A 16272-nucleotide genomic window follows, 5' to 3' on the forward strand; every position below is an offset into this window, starting at 1 on the left:
GATGGCTGGTCGTCGATCGTCCCCGTCTGTGACCAAGCGATCGATTTTCTCAAATGCACGGAGCCCATGGACACGGTATATGGAAGTCATCGAGCTCGGGGAGGGCACCCCCGAGGTTGCGGTCGTCGGCGGTATTCACGGCGACGAGCCGTGTGGTCCGCTCGCGATTGAGCGGGTGCTCGCCGACGAACCAGCTGTCGAGCGGCCGGTCAAGTTCATTATTGCCAACGAGGAAGCGCTCGCCGAGAACGTCCGGTATCTCGAGGCAGATCTCAACCGGGCGTTCCCGGGCGATCCTGAGTCACCAGTACACGAGATTCGGCTCGCACACGACGTCGCCCGCGAGATCCAAGGCTGTACCACCCTTGCACTCCACTCGACGCAGTCGTACGCCGCTCCGATCGGCGTGATCAAATCTGTTGACGAGGTCGCACGAGCGATCTACCCACGGCTCCCGGTCGACGTGATCATCGAAACCGACGAACACACCGACGGACGGCTGATCGAGTACCCCCACACGATCGAAGTCGAGTGTGGGCTGCAGGGCTCGGACGCAGCTGTCGAAAACGGCTATGACCTCGTGCGCGCGTTCCTTGCGGCCACAGGGGTGTGTCCGATCGATCCCGCAGAAACCCGCTTCGAGCTCCCCGACCGCGAGGAGGTAGAGGTGTTCCGCCTCGAAGCGCCGATCCCGAAACCCGACGGCGACCACTACGAGGTCTTCGCGAAGAACTTTCGGAAGGTCGACGCCGGCCAGGCGTTCGCGTCTGTGGACGGAGAGACGCTTGTCGCTGATCGGCCGTTCTATCCGGTGTTATTGTCGCCGTACGGCTACCAATCGATCTTCGGGTATATTTCGCAGCGAGCCGGGACAGTCGAGTGAGCAGCGATCGTTGGGTGGGTCACTCTTCTGGTGAAAGCTCGACGAGGGTGAGCGATCGATCGAGATAACAGTATTCGTGTGGGGGATCGCCGACAACCGCCGAGATTCGGTACTCCTCGTCGAATGAGGCCCCCTCCGGGACACAGTATTCGTGACTTGGGCAGTCGACGTGCGGACAGGGACCCGCAAGCGAGGCTTTGCTTCCGGCGAACGCTCCACGAGATGGGACGTTCGCGTGGATTGCGACCGGCTCAACCTCCACAGCCCTGACGCCAGTGTCGTGGACTGCGCAGTCGAGCGTCTGCGCATTCTCCCTGACATCAGTGACGCGATAGCGCCTCCCCTCTGTGAGGTTGAGACACTGGCTCCGATACGGACACCCTTCACAGGCCGGCGATTCTCCCTCGTAGACGAACTCGGTGTCAGGCTCGGCGAGGCGGGTTCCAATGAGTGTGACGGTGGACATATCGATCCGTAGGACGGTTGCTCCGTTAAGTCGTTCGCCCTCTCGGTTAGTCTGTCAATGTGAGCGGTAGGTGATCAGCTGTCCAGCCTCAGGTCTCTTCGTGACCAGTGAGTTCGTCGAGCCGATCGAAGTACGCCTCTCGGGGGACCTGATACGCCGCCCGGTAGTCGATCGCCCCGGTTGCGAACCGCTCGGCGATCGATCGCGCGCCGTCGATCGCCGCCGCTCGCGAATCGAACGCTTCGGTTTCGACCTCGATGTCGGGTTCAGTAAACAGGATTACCCGCCAGGTATCGGTCTGCACCGATCCTGCGCCGGGTCGGCGACGCGGCGAGCCGTTGGTCACGTAGATCGTCGGCAGACACGCCGAATCGAACGCATCGCCGCTGAAAATATCTGGCCGGTACGCAAGAATGACCCGCCCCTCGGGCTCTTCGTTCCACAGCCGCCACCCCTCGGGAAGTGTCTCGTCGTTCATACCTGCCGCTTTGGCCTCGATCGGCCTAAGCGATCGGATTCGGGTTGGGAGTTCCAACGTTTTCGGCTGGCAGCTACTGCACCGTCGATTTGACGGATAGTATATAAATACCGCCGAAAGAACGACTGTGTGAAGGCGTATCAATTCGGTACCGTAGATGTGTTTTTGTACTAGGTGTATGGTCTATTACGATATGTATATATAGGTGGACGGCAGGAAACTTATATAGCCTCGGGTCATACGCCGCATACAGTCATACGCTCTCCGCGTGATCGTGTCGTTCCCCGCTGTCTTTGTCGTTGATGTCGACCGTTGATCACGCTAGGATTGGTATGTCTTCACATGTCAGGAACGAACCGACCGCAAACGGCTGATGGTCCCGCCGGAAGCGAGCGGATCGTCCGGGCACACCCGCGACAGCGCGGCGACACAGGTCGCCGATCGTCGCAGAGACCAGTGATACAATGAGCAACGACATTCGAAGTCTCGAAGATCTCAGCCAGGCGTACAGAGCGTCGGTTCCGGAAGATCTCCGGCAGGCCCACTCCTTCGAGTGGTACCTCTCGGAGCTCGCCCGCGATCCAAAGATTGCCCGCAACGCTCACCAGCGCGTCGCGGACATGTTTGACCACTACGGCACCGACTACGACGAAGATGCCGGCGTCGTGGAGTACCGCATGGGCGCCGAGGATCCGCTACACGACGGAGAAAACGTCTTCTACGGCCGTGAAGTCCACGAATCGATCCACGAGTTCGTCAACAAGGTCAAATCCGGCGCCCGCGGACTCGGCCCAGAAAAGCGCATCAAGCTGCTGTTAGGGCCGGTTGGATCGGGTAAGTCACATTTCGACTGGCTTGTCCGCCGGTACTTCGAGGATTACACGCGAAGCGAAGCCGGACGGATGTACACCTTCCGGTGGACAAACCTCGGGGACGTGATCCGCGATCAGGATCCAAGCGATGACACCGTGCAATCGCCGATGAATCAGGATCCGATCGTCCTCCTGCCACAGCAACAGCGCGACTCGGTGATCGAAGAGCTCAACGAACGACTCGAGGCACCTTACACGATCAGAAACGAACAGCATCTCGATCCTGCCAGCGAGTTCTACATGGACCGCCTGCTCGCACAGTACGACGACGACCTGCAGGCCGTCCTGGAAAACCACATCGAGATCGTCCGGCTCGTCGCCAGCGAGAACCGCCGTGAGTGCATCGAGACGTTCGAGCCCAAAGACAAGAAAAACCAGGATGAAACCGAACTCACCGGCGACGTGAACTACTCGAAGCTCGCGATCTACGGCGAGAGCGACCCGCGGGCATTCGACTACTCGGGGGCATTTTGTAACGCCAACAGAGGGATATTCTCCGGCGAAGAACTGTTGAAACTCCAGCGAGAGTTCCTCTATGACTTCTTACACGCCTCTCAGGAAGGGACGATCAAGCCGAAACAAAATCCCCGGATCGACATCGATCAGGTGATTGTTGGCCGGACGAACATGCCCGAGTACCGCGAAAAGAAAGGCGACGAGAAGATGGAGGCGTTCAACGACCGGACCAAGCGGATCGACTATCCGTACGTCCTCGAGTACGAACAGGAAGCCGAAATCTACCGCAAGATGCTCCGGAACGCCGACGTCCCCGATATGAACATCGAACCGCACACCCTCGAGATGGCCGGGCTCTTCGGCGTGCTCACCCGGATCATCGAACCCTCGGACGACGCAGTCACGCTCGTCCAGAAGGCGAAGGCGTACAACGGCGAGATCGACGACACCGACGACATCGACGTCAAAAAGCTCCGCGAAGACGGCGAGGCGCGTGCAGACATTGCCGAGGGGATGGACGGCGTCTCCGCGCGGTTCATCGGCGACGAGATCGCCGAAGCGATCATGGATTCGACCCACCGCGGCCGATCGTATCTCTCGCCGCTGGCAGTGTTCAGACACTTCGAGGCGAACCTCGAAAACCACGGGTCGATCCCCGAAGAGAACATCGAGCGCTACGAGCGCTACCTCGAGTTCGTCCGCGAGGAGTACCGTGATCGGGCGATCGAGGACGTCCGCCACGCGCTGGCGTACGATCTCGATGAGATCCAGCGACAGGGAGAAAAGTACATGGATCACGTCATGGCGTACATCGACGACGCAACTGTCGAAGACCGCCTGACTGGCCGCGAACAGGAACCAGACGAGACGTTCCTACGATCGGTTGAGGAGAAACTCGACGTGCCGAGCGATCGCAAGGACGACTTCCGCCAGGAGGTCTCCAACTGGGTCTCCCGGCGCGCCCGCGAGGGGACGTCGTTCAATCCACAGGACAACGATCGTCTCCGCCGTGCCCTGGAGCGAAAACTCTGGGAAGACAAAAAACACAATATCAACTTCTCTGCGCTGGTGTCGGCGGGCGAACTCGGCGACGACGAGCGCAGCGCCTGGATCGACGCGCTCGAAGAGCGTGGCTACTCTACTGATGGTGCCAAAGAGGTGCTCGAGTTCGCTGGCGCAGAGGTGGCCAAAAGCGAACTCGAAGGCGAGGAGTGAGGCGTTTGAGCAATGACTGAAAAGTTCATCCGAGCAGCCGACGAGGCGGTTCGTTCGGCCTACGAGGAGCCGATGACGCTCGCGGAGTACGTCGAGGCTGCGATGGAATCACCCTCGATCGCCGCGCACGCGAGCAAGTACCTCCTCAACGCGATCGCCTCAATGGAAACCCGAACCGTCATCGAGGAGGGCGAAGAGCGCGAGCGCTACCGCTTTTTCGATGACCCACACAACGACGGCGAACACGCAATCTTGGGCAACACGGCGGTACTCAATGCGTTCGTCGACGACCTGCGAACGATCGCGGCCGATCGCGGAAAAGCCGAGAAGCTCCTGTGGTTCGATGGCCCAACCGCGACCGGGAAATCAGAGCTGAAACGCTGTCTGATCAACGGGCTCAGAGAGTACTCGAAGACCGAGGCAGGCCGACGCTACACGCTGGAGTGGAACATCTCCGGGACGGACGGCAACAGCCTGAGCTACGGGATCGAAGCGACCGACGACGACGAGTGGTATCGAAGCCCGGTGCAGACCCATCCACTCAGTGTGTTTCCCCGGTCGGTTCGGGAGTCAATCGTCGAAGATATCAACGACACGAGCGCTGATTCGGTCCCGATTCGAGTCGAATCCGAGCTTGACCCGTTCAGCCGCGAGGCGTATTCGTATCTCGAGGATCGCTACCGGAAGGAGGGTCGCCGAGATCTGTTTTCGGCGATCACCGACGAGAGTCACCTTCGGGTGACGAATTACGTGGTCGACACCGGCCGAGGAATCGGCATCTTACACGCCGAAGACGACGGCTCGCCGAAAGAGCGGCTCGTCGGCTCGTGGATGCCCGGGATGCTTCGGGAACTCGACTCACGTGGCCGAAAGAACCCACAGGCGTTCAGCTACGACGGGGTGCTCTCACAGGGCAACGGCCTGCTCACGATCGTCGAGGACGCGAGCCAGCACGCCGATCTCCTCCGAAAGCTGCTCAACGTCCCCGACGATCGGCGCGTCAAGTTGGACAAGGGAATCGGGATGGACATCGACAGTCAGCTCATCATCATTTCGAATCCCGATCTGGATGTCGAGTTAGACCAGTTCTCCGATCGCAACGGCCACGATCCGCTGAAGGCGCTCAAGCGGCGGCTCGATCGTCACGAGTTCCGCTATCTGACGAATCGACGACTGGAGACAGAACTCATCTACCGAGAGCTGACCGGCGAAACGACCGTGTGGGGCCAACTGGAGCCAGAAACAGTCGATCAAAAGGTTCGCACCGCGATCGAAATTCCGGTCCGCGGACAGGACGGCGTCGTCCGGACGCGCGAGCTTGCGCCGCACACGATTAGTGCCGCGGCGATGTACAGCGTGGTGACGCGGCTGGACGCGGACTCGCTGCCGAGCGACCGAACCCTCGTCGACAAGGCGATTGCCTTCGAACAGGGGTATCTCCAATCTGGCGACGAACGGATTTCCGTCGAGGAACTCGATCTTTCGACGGCCGAAGACGGCCGCAACGGAATCCCGGTGACCTACACCCGCGACGTGATCGCTGATCTGTTGCACACAGATACCGAGCGATCGCATCCAGAACTCCCAGTCGAAGAGGTGCTCCTTCCCTCGGACGTGTTGAACGCGATGGCTGAAGGGCTCTCGGCGGCGCCGGTCTTCTCGCGAGCGGAGGCAGCAGAGTACGAAAATCGCGTGTCTGTCGTGAAAGACCAGATCCTGACCGAACAGGAAGCAGATGTCTTGGACGCACTGTTGGCCGAAAAGCAGGTCGCCGAAGAAACGGTCACCGAGTACGTCGAACACGTCTTCGCGTGGGACAGCGGCGGAGAGATCGAAACCGTCCACGGAACAATCGATCCCGATCCGCTCGTCATGAAGCTCTTCGAAACCGAACACCTCGGGCGCTTCTCGGAGGACCACTACCGCGGGACAACGCCGTCCCCAGCGGTCGAGTCGTTCCGCCAGGAGAAGGTGATCACCGCGTTGAACCGCTACGCGTGGGAGAACCGCGACGAAGGATTCGCCGTTGAAGACATCGATCTGCGATCGATCCCAGTGATCAAAGCGGTGCTCAACACCCACGACTGGGATGACATCAAGCGGCTCTTCGAGGATTTCGATCCACGACAGTGGGAAGATCCCCCAGAGGGGACCGAAACCGAGCGGCTGAAAGAAGCGACGATCGAGCGGCTCTGCGGAGAGGAATACGGCTACTCGCCGGCCTCCGCAGAGCTGACGACCCGCCGCGTGATGCGGGAGGTGCAACACAGATGGGATTGAGAGAAGATCTCGAACGATTCAAAGACGTGGGCGAAACGCGCAGACAGGACCTCTCGGAGTTCATTAGCTACGGCGATCTCGGCGGCTCGAACCCCAATCGCGTCCAGATTCCGATCAAGATCGTCGATCTCCCGGAGTTCGCCTACGACAAGCGATCGATGGGCGGCGTCGGCCAAGGACAGGGCGGGACACCAGAACCGGGCCAGCCGGTGGGACCGCCCGAGCCCGGCGATGGCGATGAAGACGGCGAGCCAGGCGAGGAGGGCGCTGATCACGAATACTACGAGATGGACCCCGAAGAGTTCGCCGAGGCGCTGGATGACGAACTCGGGTTGGATCTCGAACCGAAAGGAAAGCGGGTGATCGAAGAGATCGAAGGCGACTTCACCGACATCACCCGGACCGGGCCACGCGGGACCCTCGATTTCGAGACGCTGTTCAAACGCGGGCTAAAGCGCAAGCTCGCGATGGACTTTGACGAGGACTACGTCCGCGAGGGGCTCAAAGTCGAGGGGGCCACACCGCGAGATGTGTACGAGTGGGCTCGATCGCAGAACATCCCGGTGTCGATGTCGTGGATCGAAACGGCTGCCCAGGAGATTCCTGCCGACGAACTCGGAACGTGGGAGAGTTTCGAGGCCGTCGAAGCCAACGTCGATCGCGAGCCAACGATCCGTCGACTCCGCCGAGAAGGACTAAAGGAGATTCCGTTCAGACGCCAGGACGAGCGGTTCCGCTACCCGGAGATCATCGAGAAAAAACAAAAGAACGTGGTCGTCGTCAACATCCGCGACGTGTCAGGATCGATGCGTGAGACGAAACGGGAGCTCGTCGAGCGGACCCTGACGCCGCTGGATTGGTACCTCACCGGCAAGTACGACAATGCCGAATTCCACTACATTGCCCACGACGCCGAGGCGTGGGAGGTCGAGCGATCGGAGTTCTTTGGGATTCGATCGGGCGGCGGGACCCGAATCTCCTCGGCGTACGAACTCGCCGCCGAGATCTTAGAGGCGTACCCGTTCAACGAGTGGAACCGCTATGTCTTCGCCGCCGGGGACTCAGAGAACTCCTCGAACGACACGACGGACGCGGTGATCCCGCTCATGGAGGAGATCGACGCGAACCTCCACGCGTACGTCGAAACCCAACCCGGCGGCGCGGCGATCAACGCCACGCATGCCGAGGAACTCGAACGGCACTTCGGCGGCGGCGACAACGTCGCCGTAACTCGGGTGAGCGACCCAGAGGACGTGATGGACGCGATTTACAGTATTCTCAGCACGGAGGCATCCGACGATGAGTGACCCACAGCGTACCCGACAAAACAGACAGTTGAGGCCAGCATGAAAGACGAACGACAGCTCGCACGAAAGACTGCGACGGCGCTCGAAGAGCCCGTCGATCGGGCCAGACAGCTTGCGATCCGTCTCGGACTCGATCCGTATCCGGTGAACTACTGGATCGTCGATCACGACGAGATGAACGAGCTGATCGCCTACGGCGGCTTCCAGCGGCGATATCCGCACTGGCGCTGGGGGATGGCCTACGATCGCCAACAAAAACAGGACCAGTTTGGGATGGGCAAAGCCTTCGAGATCGTCAACAACGACAACCCCTCCCACGCGTTCTTACAGGAGTCGAACTCGATGGCCGATCAAAAGGCCGTCATCACCCACGTCGAAGCGCACGCGGACTTCTTTGCGAACAACGCGTGGTTCGGCCTCTACAGCGATCGTGGCGAGGTCGGTGAGCCGGACGCTGCGGCGATGTTAGAGCGTCACGCAGACTCAATCGACGACTACATGAACGACCCCGAGATCGATCGCACTGAGGTCGAGCGGATCATCGACGCGGTGTTGTGCTTAGAGGATACGATCGACCAGCACCGAACGTTGACCGACGAGCGAGGAGATGACGATCGCGATCTCGACGATATCGCCGACAGGCTCGATGATCTCGGACTCTCGGAGGACGTCCGCCAACACGTATTCACCGATGAGTGGCTCGATTCCCGTGAGGATGGACTGGACGATCCATCCCTCGAGAACCCAGAGCGCGATCTGTTGGCGTATCTGCGCGATCACGGGATGGCGTACGACGACGACCGAGACAAGGCCGTCGAGCGTGAGTCGTGGGCGACAGATGTGGTCGATCGGCTTCGCGAGGAGGCGTACTACTTCGCCGCTCAGAAGATGACGAAGGTGATGAACGAGGGGTGGGCTGCCTACTGGGAGTCGCTCATGATGGGCGACGAGCGTTTCGCCGGCGACGACGAGTTCCTCACGTACGCGGACCACCAGGCGCGGGTGCTCGGCTCGCCAGGACTGAATCCCTACAAGCTCGGCAAGCAGCTGTGGGAACACGTCGAAAACACCGCCAACCGCGCGGAGGTCGTCGATCGGCTCCTCCGGATCGAGGGAGTGACGTGGCGAAACTTCCACGACGCGATCGACTTCGAGGCCGTCGGGGCCGCGCTCGCACCCGATCCGCTCGTCGCTGGACTCACCGCCGAGGATATCGACGAGTTGACCGCCCGCGTCGAGGCGGGTGACGAGCGCTTCGATCCCGAGGGGGTCGCCGCCGCCCAGGTGGGCGAGGTCGATCTCGATCGCTACCCGTGGTTTGCATTGACCTACGAGGGGCTGGCCGAGCGACACTACTCGCTCGCAAAGCGCCAATACCGTCGGTTTGTCGAGTCGATCAGCCGTGAAGCGCTCGAACGGCGCGCTCGCTACATGTTCGACGACGATCGGTACGGCTCGATCGAAGCGGCGCTCGAAGACATCCCCTACACCGCCGGCTGGGAGACCATGCGCGACGTTCGAGAAAGCCACAACGACATCACGTTCATCGACTCGTTCTTGACGCCCGAGTTCGTCGACTCGAACAACTACTTCACCTACGAGTACTCCCAGGCAGCCGGCGAGTACCGCGTTGCGAGCGTCGACGCTGCGGACGTCAAAAAGAAGCTCCTGTTGCAGTTCACCAACTTCGGCAAGCCGACGATCGCCGTCTACGACGGCAACTTCGACAACCGCGGGGAGTTGCTGCTCGGCCACCAGTACAACGGCGTCGCCCTGGACGAGGGACAGGCGAAAGCCGTCCTCGAACGGGTATTCGAGCTGTGGGGTCGACCGGTGAATCTGATGACGATCCGCGTCGAGTACGACGACCATGAACTCGAGGTGGCTCGACGCCGCAGGCAGGAGCCGGAAGGAACCGAGGTTGGCGTCCGCCTCCGCTACGACGGCGAGTCGGTGACCGAACACGACCTGCCGCCGGGGCTGACCGAGGCGATCGAAGCGACTGACGTCGATTACGACACAAAACCGGACGACTGGCTGGCCTGATCGTCCTCACCCCTCGTTACAGCCGAGAACGTTCAAGCCATCCGGCGACAAATCGCAGTCGATGTTGCGAGAATCGGCGATCGGGCTCGTTTTTGATCGCCACACCCTTCGACGACTTCGGTATAGCTTCGGCCGATCACCGAAGTCCTTCGCGGTTGAGACTGACCCAGATCCGGAGACGGTCGCGATCGTGGCGAAGCCGTTCGATGATGTCGAGGATGTCCAAGATCGACTCGGCCGGCTCGAATCGCACCTACTCGATCGCGACGATCGCAGAGCCGTCTTTCTCACCGTCTACACGGAGATGACTGCCGAGACGACTGCTGCGATCGACGCCGGTGAGTTTAACGATGCTGTTTGGATGCGACGATATCTCATTTGCTTCGCAGAGTACTATCGACGGGCGTTTCTCGCGTTCGAACGTGGGTCGATGGCCGCGGTTCCGGACCCGTGGCTCGTCGCTTTCGGCACGGCACATCGAGGAGATGCACTGATTCTGCAAGACGCGTTCCTCGGAATCAACGCTCACATCCTGTACGATCTTGCGTTGACAGTTTCAGATGTCGGAACGCGTCCCGACCGAGGCCGAAAGTACGCCGATCACCGCCGCATCGACGGGGTATTGACCCGCCTCGTGGCCGTTCAACGCGAGTTACTCGCAGATACGTATGCCCCCGGACTCTCGCGAATCGGCCACGGACTCGGGGGGCGAGACGAGCGATGGTCTACCGAGGCCTTAGAACGCGCCCGCGAGTTCGCCTGGCGGGCAGCGATCGTGAGAGCTGATTGGTCGTCACCGTTACTCGATGCCGGCGTCGAGCGGCTACTCTCTCGGACCGCAACTGGCGGCGCCTATTCGCTGCGTGCGCCGCTTGCGAGCCTGGAGGCAATGGCTGCACTTCGGCGCGTCGAAGCCGACGAGTTCGAACTTGGAGGCTTTGCGATCGACTTCCACAATCGGGTGCGAGCCAGCAGTACGCGGCGCTGAGGACACCCAAATCCAGGCCATCCGGACACAAATTTATACCAGAGAGGGACGAGGGAGTAGACGGATGGCCCTCCCAGAACCGATACGGTCGCTGTCCCCGCTTCGAATAGCGATCGCGTATCTCCTGTTCGGGATAATCTGGATTCCGGTAACAGATGCTGCACTCGCAGCGCTGACGGGTGCGACGTACGCTCCGGCGCCGGGTGCACTTCTCAAAGGATGGGTGTTCGTGTTGTTTTCGGCACTGTTGATATATCTGCTCTCGGCAGCGCACCGGAGACAGATCCAGTCCACGCAGGCTCGCCTCAGCGCATCAAATCAGCAGCTTCAGGTATTACAACGGGTGTTCAGACACAACGTCAGAAACACGTTGAATGTGATTGAGGGCCACGCTCGCGAACTCTACGAGCGCACTGGTAGCGGACAGATGAAGAGACAATCGGCGATCATTCACACCCAGTCTGAGAGCCTTGTGTCGATCTGTGAGAAGCTGAAACTCATCGAAGATGTCGATCCAAGCGCGAATAGTGATTCGACAGATCTTGTCTCGATCGTTGAAGCGAACGTGGCGCGGGTTCGACACACACATCCAGAGATCGAGATCGAAACCTCGCTTCCGGAGTCCGCATGGATCGTCGGCGACGAAGTCATCCATCGGGCCGTCGGAGAGGTACTCGACAACGCGATCGAACACGGCGAAGCAGTCGAAAACGGAATGACGATCAAAATCGAGCCGTCGTCGATCGGGTTTCAGGTCGTCGTCGCAGACAGCGGTCCAGGGATCCCTGCCGGGGAGATTGAACCGATCCTGGCAGGCGAAGAAACCGCACTCACTCACGCGAGCAGCATTGGATTGTGGCTCGTGAAGTGGATCTGTGAGCGTCACGGTGGGTCGCTATCGTTCGATGACGCCGAAGAAGGGACCGTGACCATACTGGAGTTTCCGACCGATGCGGAGTCACGGGTTGTTGGGATGACACAGCAAGTGTCTGCAGAGGCTACCGTTCCAAAGCTCCTCCAAGACTGAGTTTCGACTCGACGAGGGCTGAGTTTCGGCTCGACGAGGACTGAGTTTCGGCTCGACGAGGACTGAGTTTCGACTCGGCAACACGCACAACGCAAGGTGACAGTGCTGTCGCTCGTCGGTCAGGTCCACAAAAAATACGGATTTACCGGGCGTCGATCGACGCGATCGTCGCCGAGTTAGCCGAAGAGCGAGCCGAGGCCCTCGCCGCTGGCCTCTTCGTCTTCTTCGTCTTCTTCCTCTTCGGCGGCGTCGGCCTCCTCGGCCTCGTCGTCGCCGTCGTCCTCGGCAGCGTCAGCATCGCCCGCGGGAGCAGCGCCAGCGGCAGGCACTGCGGCGGCCGTCTCGATCGCCTCTTCGATGTCGACGTCCTCCAGCGCGGCGACAAGTGCCTTGACGCGGGATTCTTCGACATCGACACCGGCGGCTTCGAGCACCGCGGTGAGGTTGTCTTCGTTGATCTCTTCGCCCGTCTCGTTCAGGATAAGTGCTGCGTATACGTATTCCATTGTTGTGTCTCCAAATTGTAGTCGTTAGCCGAACATCGCGCCGAGGCCGTCCGCGCCATCGTCGCCGTCATCGTCGTCATCAGCGTCGTCAGCGTCATCGGCCGACGCGTCGTCGGTCGTGTCGTCTTCATCAGGCTGTTCCTCCTCGTTGGCATCCGCCGAGGCCGCAGGGGCTTTGACGCCGCGGAGTTCTTCGGGCAGGGCCTCCTCGTCGTCGATCGCCGCAGCGAGCGCACGAAGTTGTGCGTCGGCCTTGGTGATGAGGTCTGGCATGACGTCCGGACTCTCGATCGCCGCGTGCAGTGCGACGGATTTGGCCTCGTTGGACGCCTTGGCGACGATGTCGCCGGCAGTCCGTGTCGTCGGGTAGACCGCGTTGATCGACAGGTTGCGAGCGGCCGCAGCAGCCGACTGGATGTCGGTGCGGTACTCGTCGACGTCGATCGCGAGTTCGTCCGGCGAGAACAACACGCCTTCGGAGAACACGCTCTTGAGGTCGAGGCCGACCTCTTTGGGTTCGATGCCGAGTTCACTCAATACGCCGGCAAGGTCCTCAGAGACGACCTCGCCTTCGTCGAGGACCTGGCTGTCGGACATGACCTGGATCGATCCGTCCTGGATCCGCGCGTCTGCGCCGACCTGCTGGAGTTCGCCGACAAACGGTCCTGGATCGACGCCGGTGTCGCCCTCAGGAATAACGATGTCGTTTGGGGCGACTTCGCCAGCGTTGATCGGGGCAGGCGTCTTCGACGCCTCGAGTTCTTTGTACAGTCCGAATGGATTGGCGTCGGTGCCAACGAGCGCGATCTGACCGGCAATGAAGTCGGTCAGTTGCTCGTAGCCGTCGTCGATCTCCTCGAGCGCACGGGTAACGAGCGTGTTTCGGCTCATCCGAATCGCGGCACTGCCGTGAAGATCTTTCCGCATCAACTGCAGCTGGCGGCTCGGAATGCCAGTCACGCCGACAATGCCGACTGAGCTGTATCCCTCGATGAAGTCGACGAGTTTGTCGACCTCCGCTTGTTTCCACTGTGGGACTGTTTCGGTCTTGCGGACTGATTCGCTCTGGCTTTCGCTCATTAGGCGCTCACCTCGACTGCGGGCCCCATCGTCGTCTTGACGTAGATGCTGTCGATGTTGAGCGGGCCTTTCTCGAGGTCCGCTTCGAGCCGGCGGATGATGACGTCGATGTTGTCCGCGATCTCTTCGGCGGACATGTCGTCAGCGCCAACTCGGGTGTGGAACGTCCGGCGATCGCGCGAGCGAACCTGGACTGTACTTTTCATCTGATTGACGGTTTCGACGACGTCGTCGTCGGGCTGCAGCGGCGTCGGCATCTTCCCGCGCGGACCGAGAACGGTCCCGAGGAAGCGGCCGATGTCCTGCATCAGTGGGGCCTCGGCGACGAAGAAGTCTGCTTCGTCGGCGAGATCTTTTGCGGCATCGGTGTCGTCACCAAGCTCTTCAATGTCGTCTGAAGAGAGTACTTGATCGGCGACGTCTTCGGCTCTGAGGGCGGTTTCGCCCTCGGCGAAGACGACGATCGTGGTGTCTTGACCGGTGCCAGACGGGAGCACGATGCTCTCGTCTACACGGTTCGACGGATCGTTGAGGTCTAGGTCACGCAGATTAATCGCGAGGTCCACCGTTTCGCGGAAGTTCCGCTCGGGTGCGTCCTCGAGTGCGCGAGTGACCGCTTGTGCTATGTCGTCTGCCATATTCACCTCCGTAGTACGCGTAGGTTGCTCCTACGGGTCAGTGAAACAGGGAGTAGCCTGTCTCATCGGTAACTGGCTGATGACGGACTTAAAACCGTCGAAGCGTCCGTTCGTGCGTGATTGATTCGGTTGGGTGTGAGAGACACGCACGATTGAGCAACGACCGATCGCTTGCGGTCGTCGATCGTCGGAAAAAACGAGGTTGAACTACGCCAAGACGTCGTCGTACTCGCCGTCGTCGACGCGCTGTTTGAACGTCCGCGCGTCCTCGCCCTCGATCGTCACACCGAGCGTGACGCAGGTGCCACCGACCTCCTTGGCGGCGTTTTTAACCTCGTAGGAGAGCAGGTCGCTCGATTTCTGCTCGGCGATCTTTTTGACCTGCTCGATCGACAGGTCAGCGACGAAGTCGTTTTGCGGTTCGCCGCTGCCGGTGTCGAAGCCAGCTTCGTCTTTGATGAGCTCCGCGGTCGGCGGGACACCCACCTCGATCGAGAACGAGCCGTCGTCATCGTACTCGACGGTGACGGGGACTTCCATCCCGTCAAAGGCGGCAGTTTCGTCGTTGATTTCCTGTACGACGGCTTGTACGTCCACCGGCGTCGGACCAAGTTCTGGACCGAGCGGCGGGCCTGGGTTGGCCTTCCCGCCAGGGACGAGGACTTCAATAGTTCCAGCCATACCGTATTCGAATCCCCGACGAGTTTTAACCGTTTTTCTTTCCCGCGCGGTACGTGGGGGGGTGTCACGGCGGGACAAGTCGGGCGATCGAAGCCTCGACTACAAGATCGATCGAAGCGTCGGCTGGCGGCTTCTAACTGCTCAGATATCAACCGCAAACGAGTCGACTTCGCCCGCTCGTTCGGCGATCGACCCGAGTAACGCTGCGACCGCGTCGAGATCTTCGGTATCAATCACTTCAACGGGCGTGTGCATGTAGCGGTTCGGGATCCCGATGTTGAGCGAGGGAATCCCGCCGCGGGATGTGTAGAACGCGTCGGCATCAGTTCCAGTTCGAATACCGGCGGCCTGTAGTTGGACGTCGATATCTGCAGATTTGGCGGCTTCGCGGGCCACAGAGACAACGTTCGGGTGGTTTGCGCTTCCGCGGCCGATCACGGGTCCATCACCGAGGCTGACCGGTCCGCGCCGTTTGCTTGGGACGTCGGGGTTGTCCGTGGCGTGGGTCACGTCGATCGCGATCGCGGCGTCTGGTTCGAGTTCGTAGCCGATCATCTTTGCTCCCTGCACTCCGACCTCCTCCTGGACGGTGCTCACCGCGTAAACAGTCGCGTCAACGTCAGCTTCGACCGCACGGCGCAGACCCTCGGCGGCACTCCACGTTCCGACGCGGTTGTCCATCCCGCGGGCAGACAGCCGAGTGCCGTGAAGCTCGAACAGTTCGGTCGAAAACGTCACCGGGTCGCCAACCTCGACCAGATCGGCCGCCTCGTCTTCGTCTGTCGCGCCGATGTCGACGAACTGCTCGGCGATGTCTTCGTACTCCTCGTCACCGTTCTCACGGAGGTGGATCGCTGTCTGGCCGATGACCCCCTGCACAGGCCCGTCAGCCGCGTGAACGGTCACGTGTTGACCCTTCGAGACCGTTCGATCGGAGCCGCCGATCATCCCCAGTCGGAGATATCCATCGTCAAGGATGTCCCGAACGATGAACCCAATTTCGTCTGCGTGGCCGGAGAAGGCGATCGACGGGGCATCGTTGGTACCCTCGTGGACGGCGACGGTGTTTCCGTACGCGTCGGTGTGAACCTCGTCAGCGAAGTCCCGGACGTGGTCGACCCAGACGCGCTGGCCGTCGGCTTCGTACCCGGAGGGACTCGGCGTGGTTAACAGTGATTCGAGGAATGCCCGCGATCGGTCGTCCATACAAAGAGCTGTTTGGCTTACTACATGAAAACCGCGATATCGGTTCAATCAGCCGGGTAGTGTACTGTTTTGACACCTGTTGGTCGATCGGAGTCGTGTGTTGGTGACTGTCGATCGTACCCGACACAAGCGCTTTGGGGCCC

The 16272-nt window shown here is 60.6% G+C and carries 14 protein-coding genes; 7 read left to right on the plus strand and 7 right to left on the minus strand.

From position 1 onward, the window contains the following. The first annotated feature begins 79 nt into the window (after positions 1-79). The gene (locus tag E5K03_RS12835) at positions 80-883 is read left to right on the plus strand and encodes a succinylglutamate desuccinylase/aspartoacylase domain-containing protein (protein WP_138007216.1); all 804 of its coding nucleotides are present in this window, start codon (positions 80-82) and stop codon (positions 881-883) included. 19 nt (positions 884-902) lie between these two features. Here E5K03_RS12835 and E5K03_RS12840 read toward each other — a convergent pair whose 3' ends face one another. After that, positions 903-1349 carry a UPF0179 family protein gene (locus E5K03_RS12840; RefSeq protein ID WP_138007217.1) on the minus strand — a complete coding sequence of 149 codons (447 nt, stop codon included), beginning with the start codon at positions 1347-1349 and terminating at the stop codon, positions 903-905. Between the two features lie 88 nt (positions 1350-1437). Then, positions 1438-1827: a DUF5820 family protein gene (locus E5K03_RS12845; RefSeq protein WP_138007218.1), complete on the minus strand. Its 390-nt coding sequence runs from the start codon at positions 1825-1827 to the stop codon at positions 1438-1440. Positions 1828-2291: 464 nt separating this feature from the next. Between E5K03_RS12845 and E5K03_RS12850 the strand changes: the two genes are divergently transcribed. The 6 genes from E5K03_RS12850 to E5K03_RS12870 all read left to right on the plus strand — a co-directional run bounded on the left by E5K03_RS12850 (position 2292) and on the right by E5K03_RS12870 (position 12018). Then, entirely contained in the window at positions 2292-4370 is a 2079-nt protein-coding gene (locus E5K03_RS12850) for a PrkA family serine protein kinase (RefSeq protein ID WP_138007219.1), read from the plus strand. A gap of 12 nt (positions 4371-4382) precedes the next feature. Next, entirely contained in the window at positions 4383-6650 is a 2268-nt protein-coding gene (locus E5K03_RS12855; protein WP_138007220.1) for a PrkA family serine protein kinase, read from the plus strand. Then, positions 6641-7957, plus strand: coding sequence for a YeaH/YhbH family protein (locus E5K03_RS12860; protein WP_138007221.1), 1317 nt, complete (start codon positions 6641-6643; stop codon positions 7955-7957). Before E5K03_RS12855 ends, E5K03_RS12860 begins: the two co-directional genes overlap by 10 nt. A gap of 39 nt (positions 7958-7996) precedes the next feature. Next, the gene (locus E5K03_RS12865; RefSeq protein WP_138007222.1) at positions 7997-10003 is read left to right on the plus strand and encodes a SpoVR family protein; all 2007 of its coding nucleotides are present in this window, start codon (positions 7997-7999) and stop codon (positions 10001-10003) included. 61 nt (positions 10004-10064) lie between these two features. Continuing rightward, positions 10065-10991: a DUF5995 family protein gene (locus E5K03_RS17285; RefSeq protein ID WP_171006691.1), complete on the plus strand. Its 927-nt coding sequence runs from the start codon at positions 10065-10067 to the stop codon at positions 10989-10991. Between the two features lie 64 nt (positions 10992-11055). After that, complete coding sequence (locus E5K03_RS12870; protein WP_171006692.1) at positions 11056-12018, plus strand: sensor histidine kinase; 963 nt, start codon at positions 11056-11058, stop codon at positions 12016-12018. A 176-nt stretch (positions 12019-12194) separates the two neighbouring features. Here the strand turns inward: E5K03_RS12870 and rpl12p are convergent, their stop codons facing one another. The 5 genes from rpl12p to E5K03_RS12895 form a co-directional block, all read right to left on the minus strand. Continuing rightward, positions 12195-12524, minus strand: coding sequence for a 50S ribosomal protein P1 (rpl12p, locus tag E5K03_RS12875; RefSeq protein ID WP_138007224.1), 330 nt, complete (start codon positions 12522-12524; stop codon positions 12195-12197). Positions 12525-12548: 24 nt separating this feature from the next. Next, the gene (locus tag E5K03_RS12880) at positions 12549-13604 is read right to left on the minus strand and encodes a 50S ribosomal protein L10 (protein ID WP_138007225.1); all 1056 of its coding nucleotides are present in this window, start codon (positions 13602-13604) and stop codon (positions 12549-12551) included. Beyond that, complete coding sequence (locus tag E5K03_RS12885) at positions 13604-14242, minus strand: 50S ribosomal protein L1 (RefSeq protein ID WP_138007226.1); 639 nt, start codon at positions 14240-14242, stop codon at positions 13604-13606. The genes E5K03_RS12880 and E5K03_RS12885 overlap by 1 nt, the downstream gene beginning before the upstream one ends. 207 nt (positions 14243-14449) lie before the next feature. Beyond that, the gene (locus tag E5K03_RS12890; RefSeq protein WP_137196167.1) at positions 14450-14923 is read right to left on the minus strand and encodes a 50S ribosomal protein L11; all 474 of its coding nucleotides are present in this window, start codon (positions 14921-14923) and stop codon (positions 14450-14452) included. Positions 14924-15064: 141 nt separating this feature from the next. Then, a complete protein-coding gene (locus E5K03_RS12895) occupies positions 15065-16129 on the minus strand; it encodes a M20/M25/M40 family metallo-hydrolase (protein WP_138007227.1) in 1065 nt (354 codons plus the stop codon). Positions 16130-16272: the final 143 nt, after the last annotated feature.

It is taken from the genome of Halalkalirubrum salinum, assembly GCF_005543295.1.
GTDB lineage: Archaea > Halobacteriota > Halobacteria > Halobacteriales > Haloferacaceae > Halalkalirubrum > Halalkalirubrum salinum.

Excerpts from the sequence above, each read along its gene's own strand:
- E5K03_RS12870 (WP_171006692.1), top strand. The coding sequence starts at position 11,056 with ATGGCCCTCCCAGAACCGATACGGTCGCTGTCCCCGCTTCGAATAGCG.
- E5K03_RS12850 (WP_138007219.1), top strand. The coding sequence starts at position 2,292 with ATGAGCAACGACATTCGAAGTCTCGAAGATCTCAGCCAGGCGTACAGA.
- E5K03_RS12895 (WP_138007227.1), bottom strand. The coding sequence starts at position 16,129 with ATGGACGACCGATCGCGGGCATTCCTCGAATCACTGTTAACCACGCCG.
- E5K03_RS12860 (WP_138007221.1), top strand. The coding sequence starts at position 6,641 with ATGGGATTGAGAGAAGATCTCGAACGATTCAAAGACGTGGGCGAAACG.
- E5K03_RS12880 (WP_138007225.1), bottom strand. The coding sequence starts at position 13,604 with ATGAGCGAAAGCCAGAGCGAATCAGTCCGCAAGACCGAAACAGTCCCA.
- E5K03_RS12885 (WP_138007226.1), bottom strand. The coding sequence starts at position 14,242 with ATGGCAGACGACATAGCACAAGCGGTCACTCGCGCACTCGAGGACGCA.
- E5K03_RS12890 (WP_137196167.1), bottom strand. The coding sequence starts at position 14,923 with ATGGCTGGAACTATTGAAGTCCTCGTCCCTGGCGGGAAGGCCAACCCA.
- E5K03_RS12855 (WP_138007220.1), top strand. The coding sequence starts at position 4,383 with ATGACTGAAAAGTTCATCCGAGCAGCCGACGAGGCGGTTCGTTCGGCC.
- E5K03_RS12840 (WP_138007217.1), bottom strand. The coding sequence starts at position 1,349 with ATGTCCACCGTCACACTCATTGGAACCCGCCTCGCCGAGCCTGACACC.
- E5K03_RS12835 (WP_138007216.1), top strand. The coding sequence starts at position 80 with ATGGAAGTCATCGAGCTCGGGGAGGGCACCCCCGAGGTTGCGGTCGTC.
- E5K03_RS12845 (WP_138007218.1), bottom strand. The coding sequence starts at position 1,827 with ATGAACGACGAGACACTTCCCGAGGGGTGGCGGCTGTGGAACGAAGAG.
- rpl12p (WP_138007224.1), bottom strand. The coding sequence starts at position 12,524 with ATGGAATACGTATACGCAGCACTTATCCTGAACGAGACGGGCGAAGAG.
- E5K03_RS17285 (WP_171006691.1), top strand. The coding sequence starts at position 10,065 with ATGTTGCGAGAATCGGCGATCGGGCTCGTTTTTGATCGCCACACCCTT.
- E5K03_RS12865 (WP_138007222.1), top strand. The coding sequence starts at position 7,997 with ATGAAAGACGAACGACAGCTCGCACGAAAGACTGCGACGGCGCTCGAA.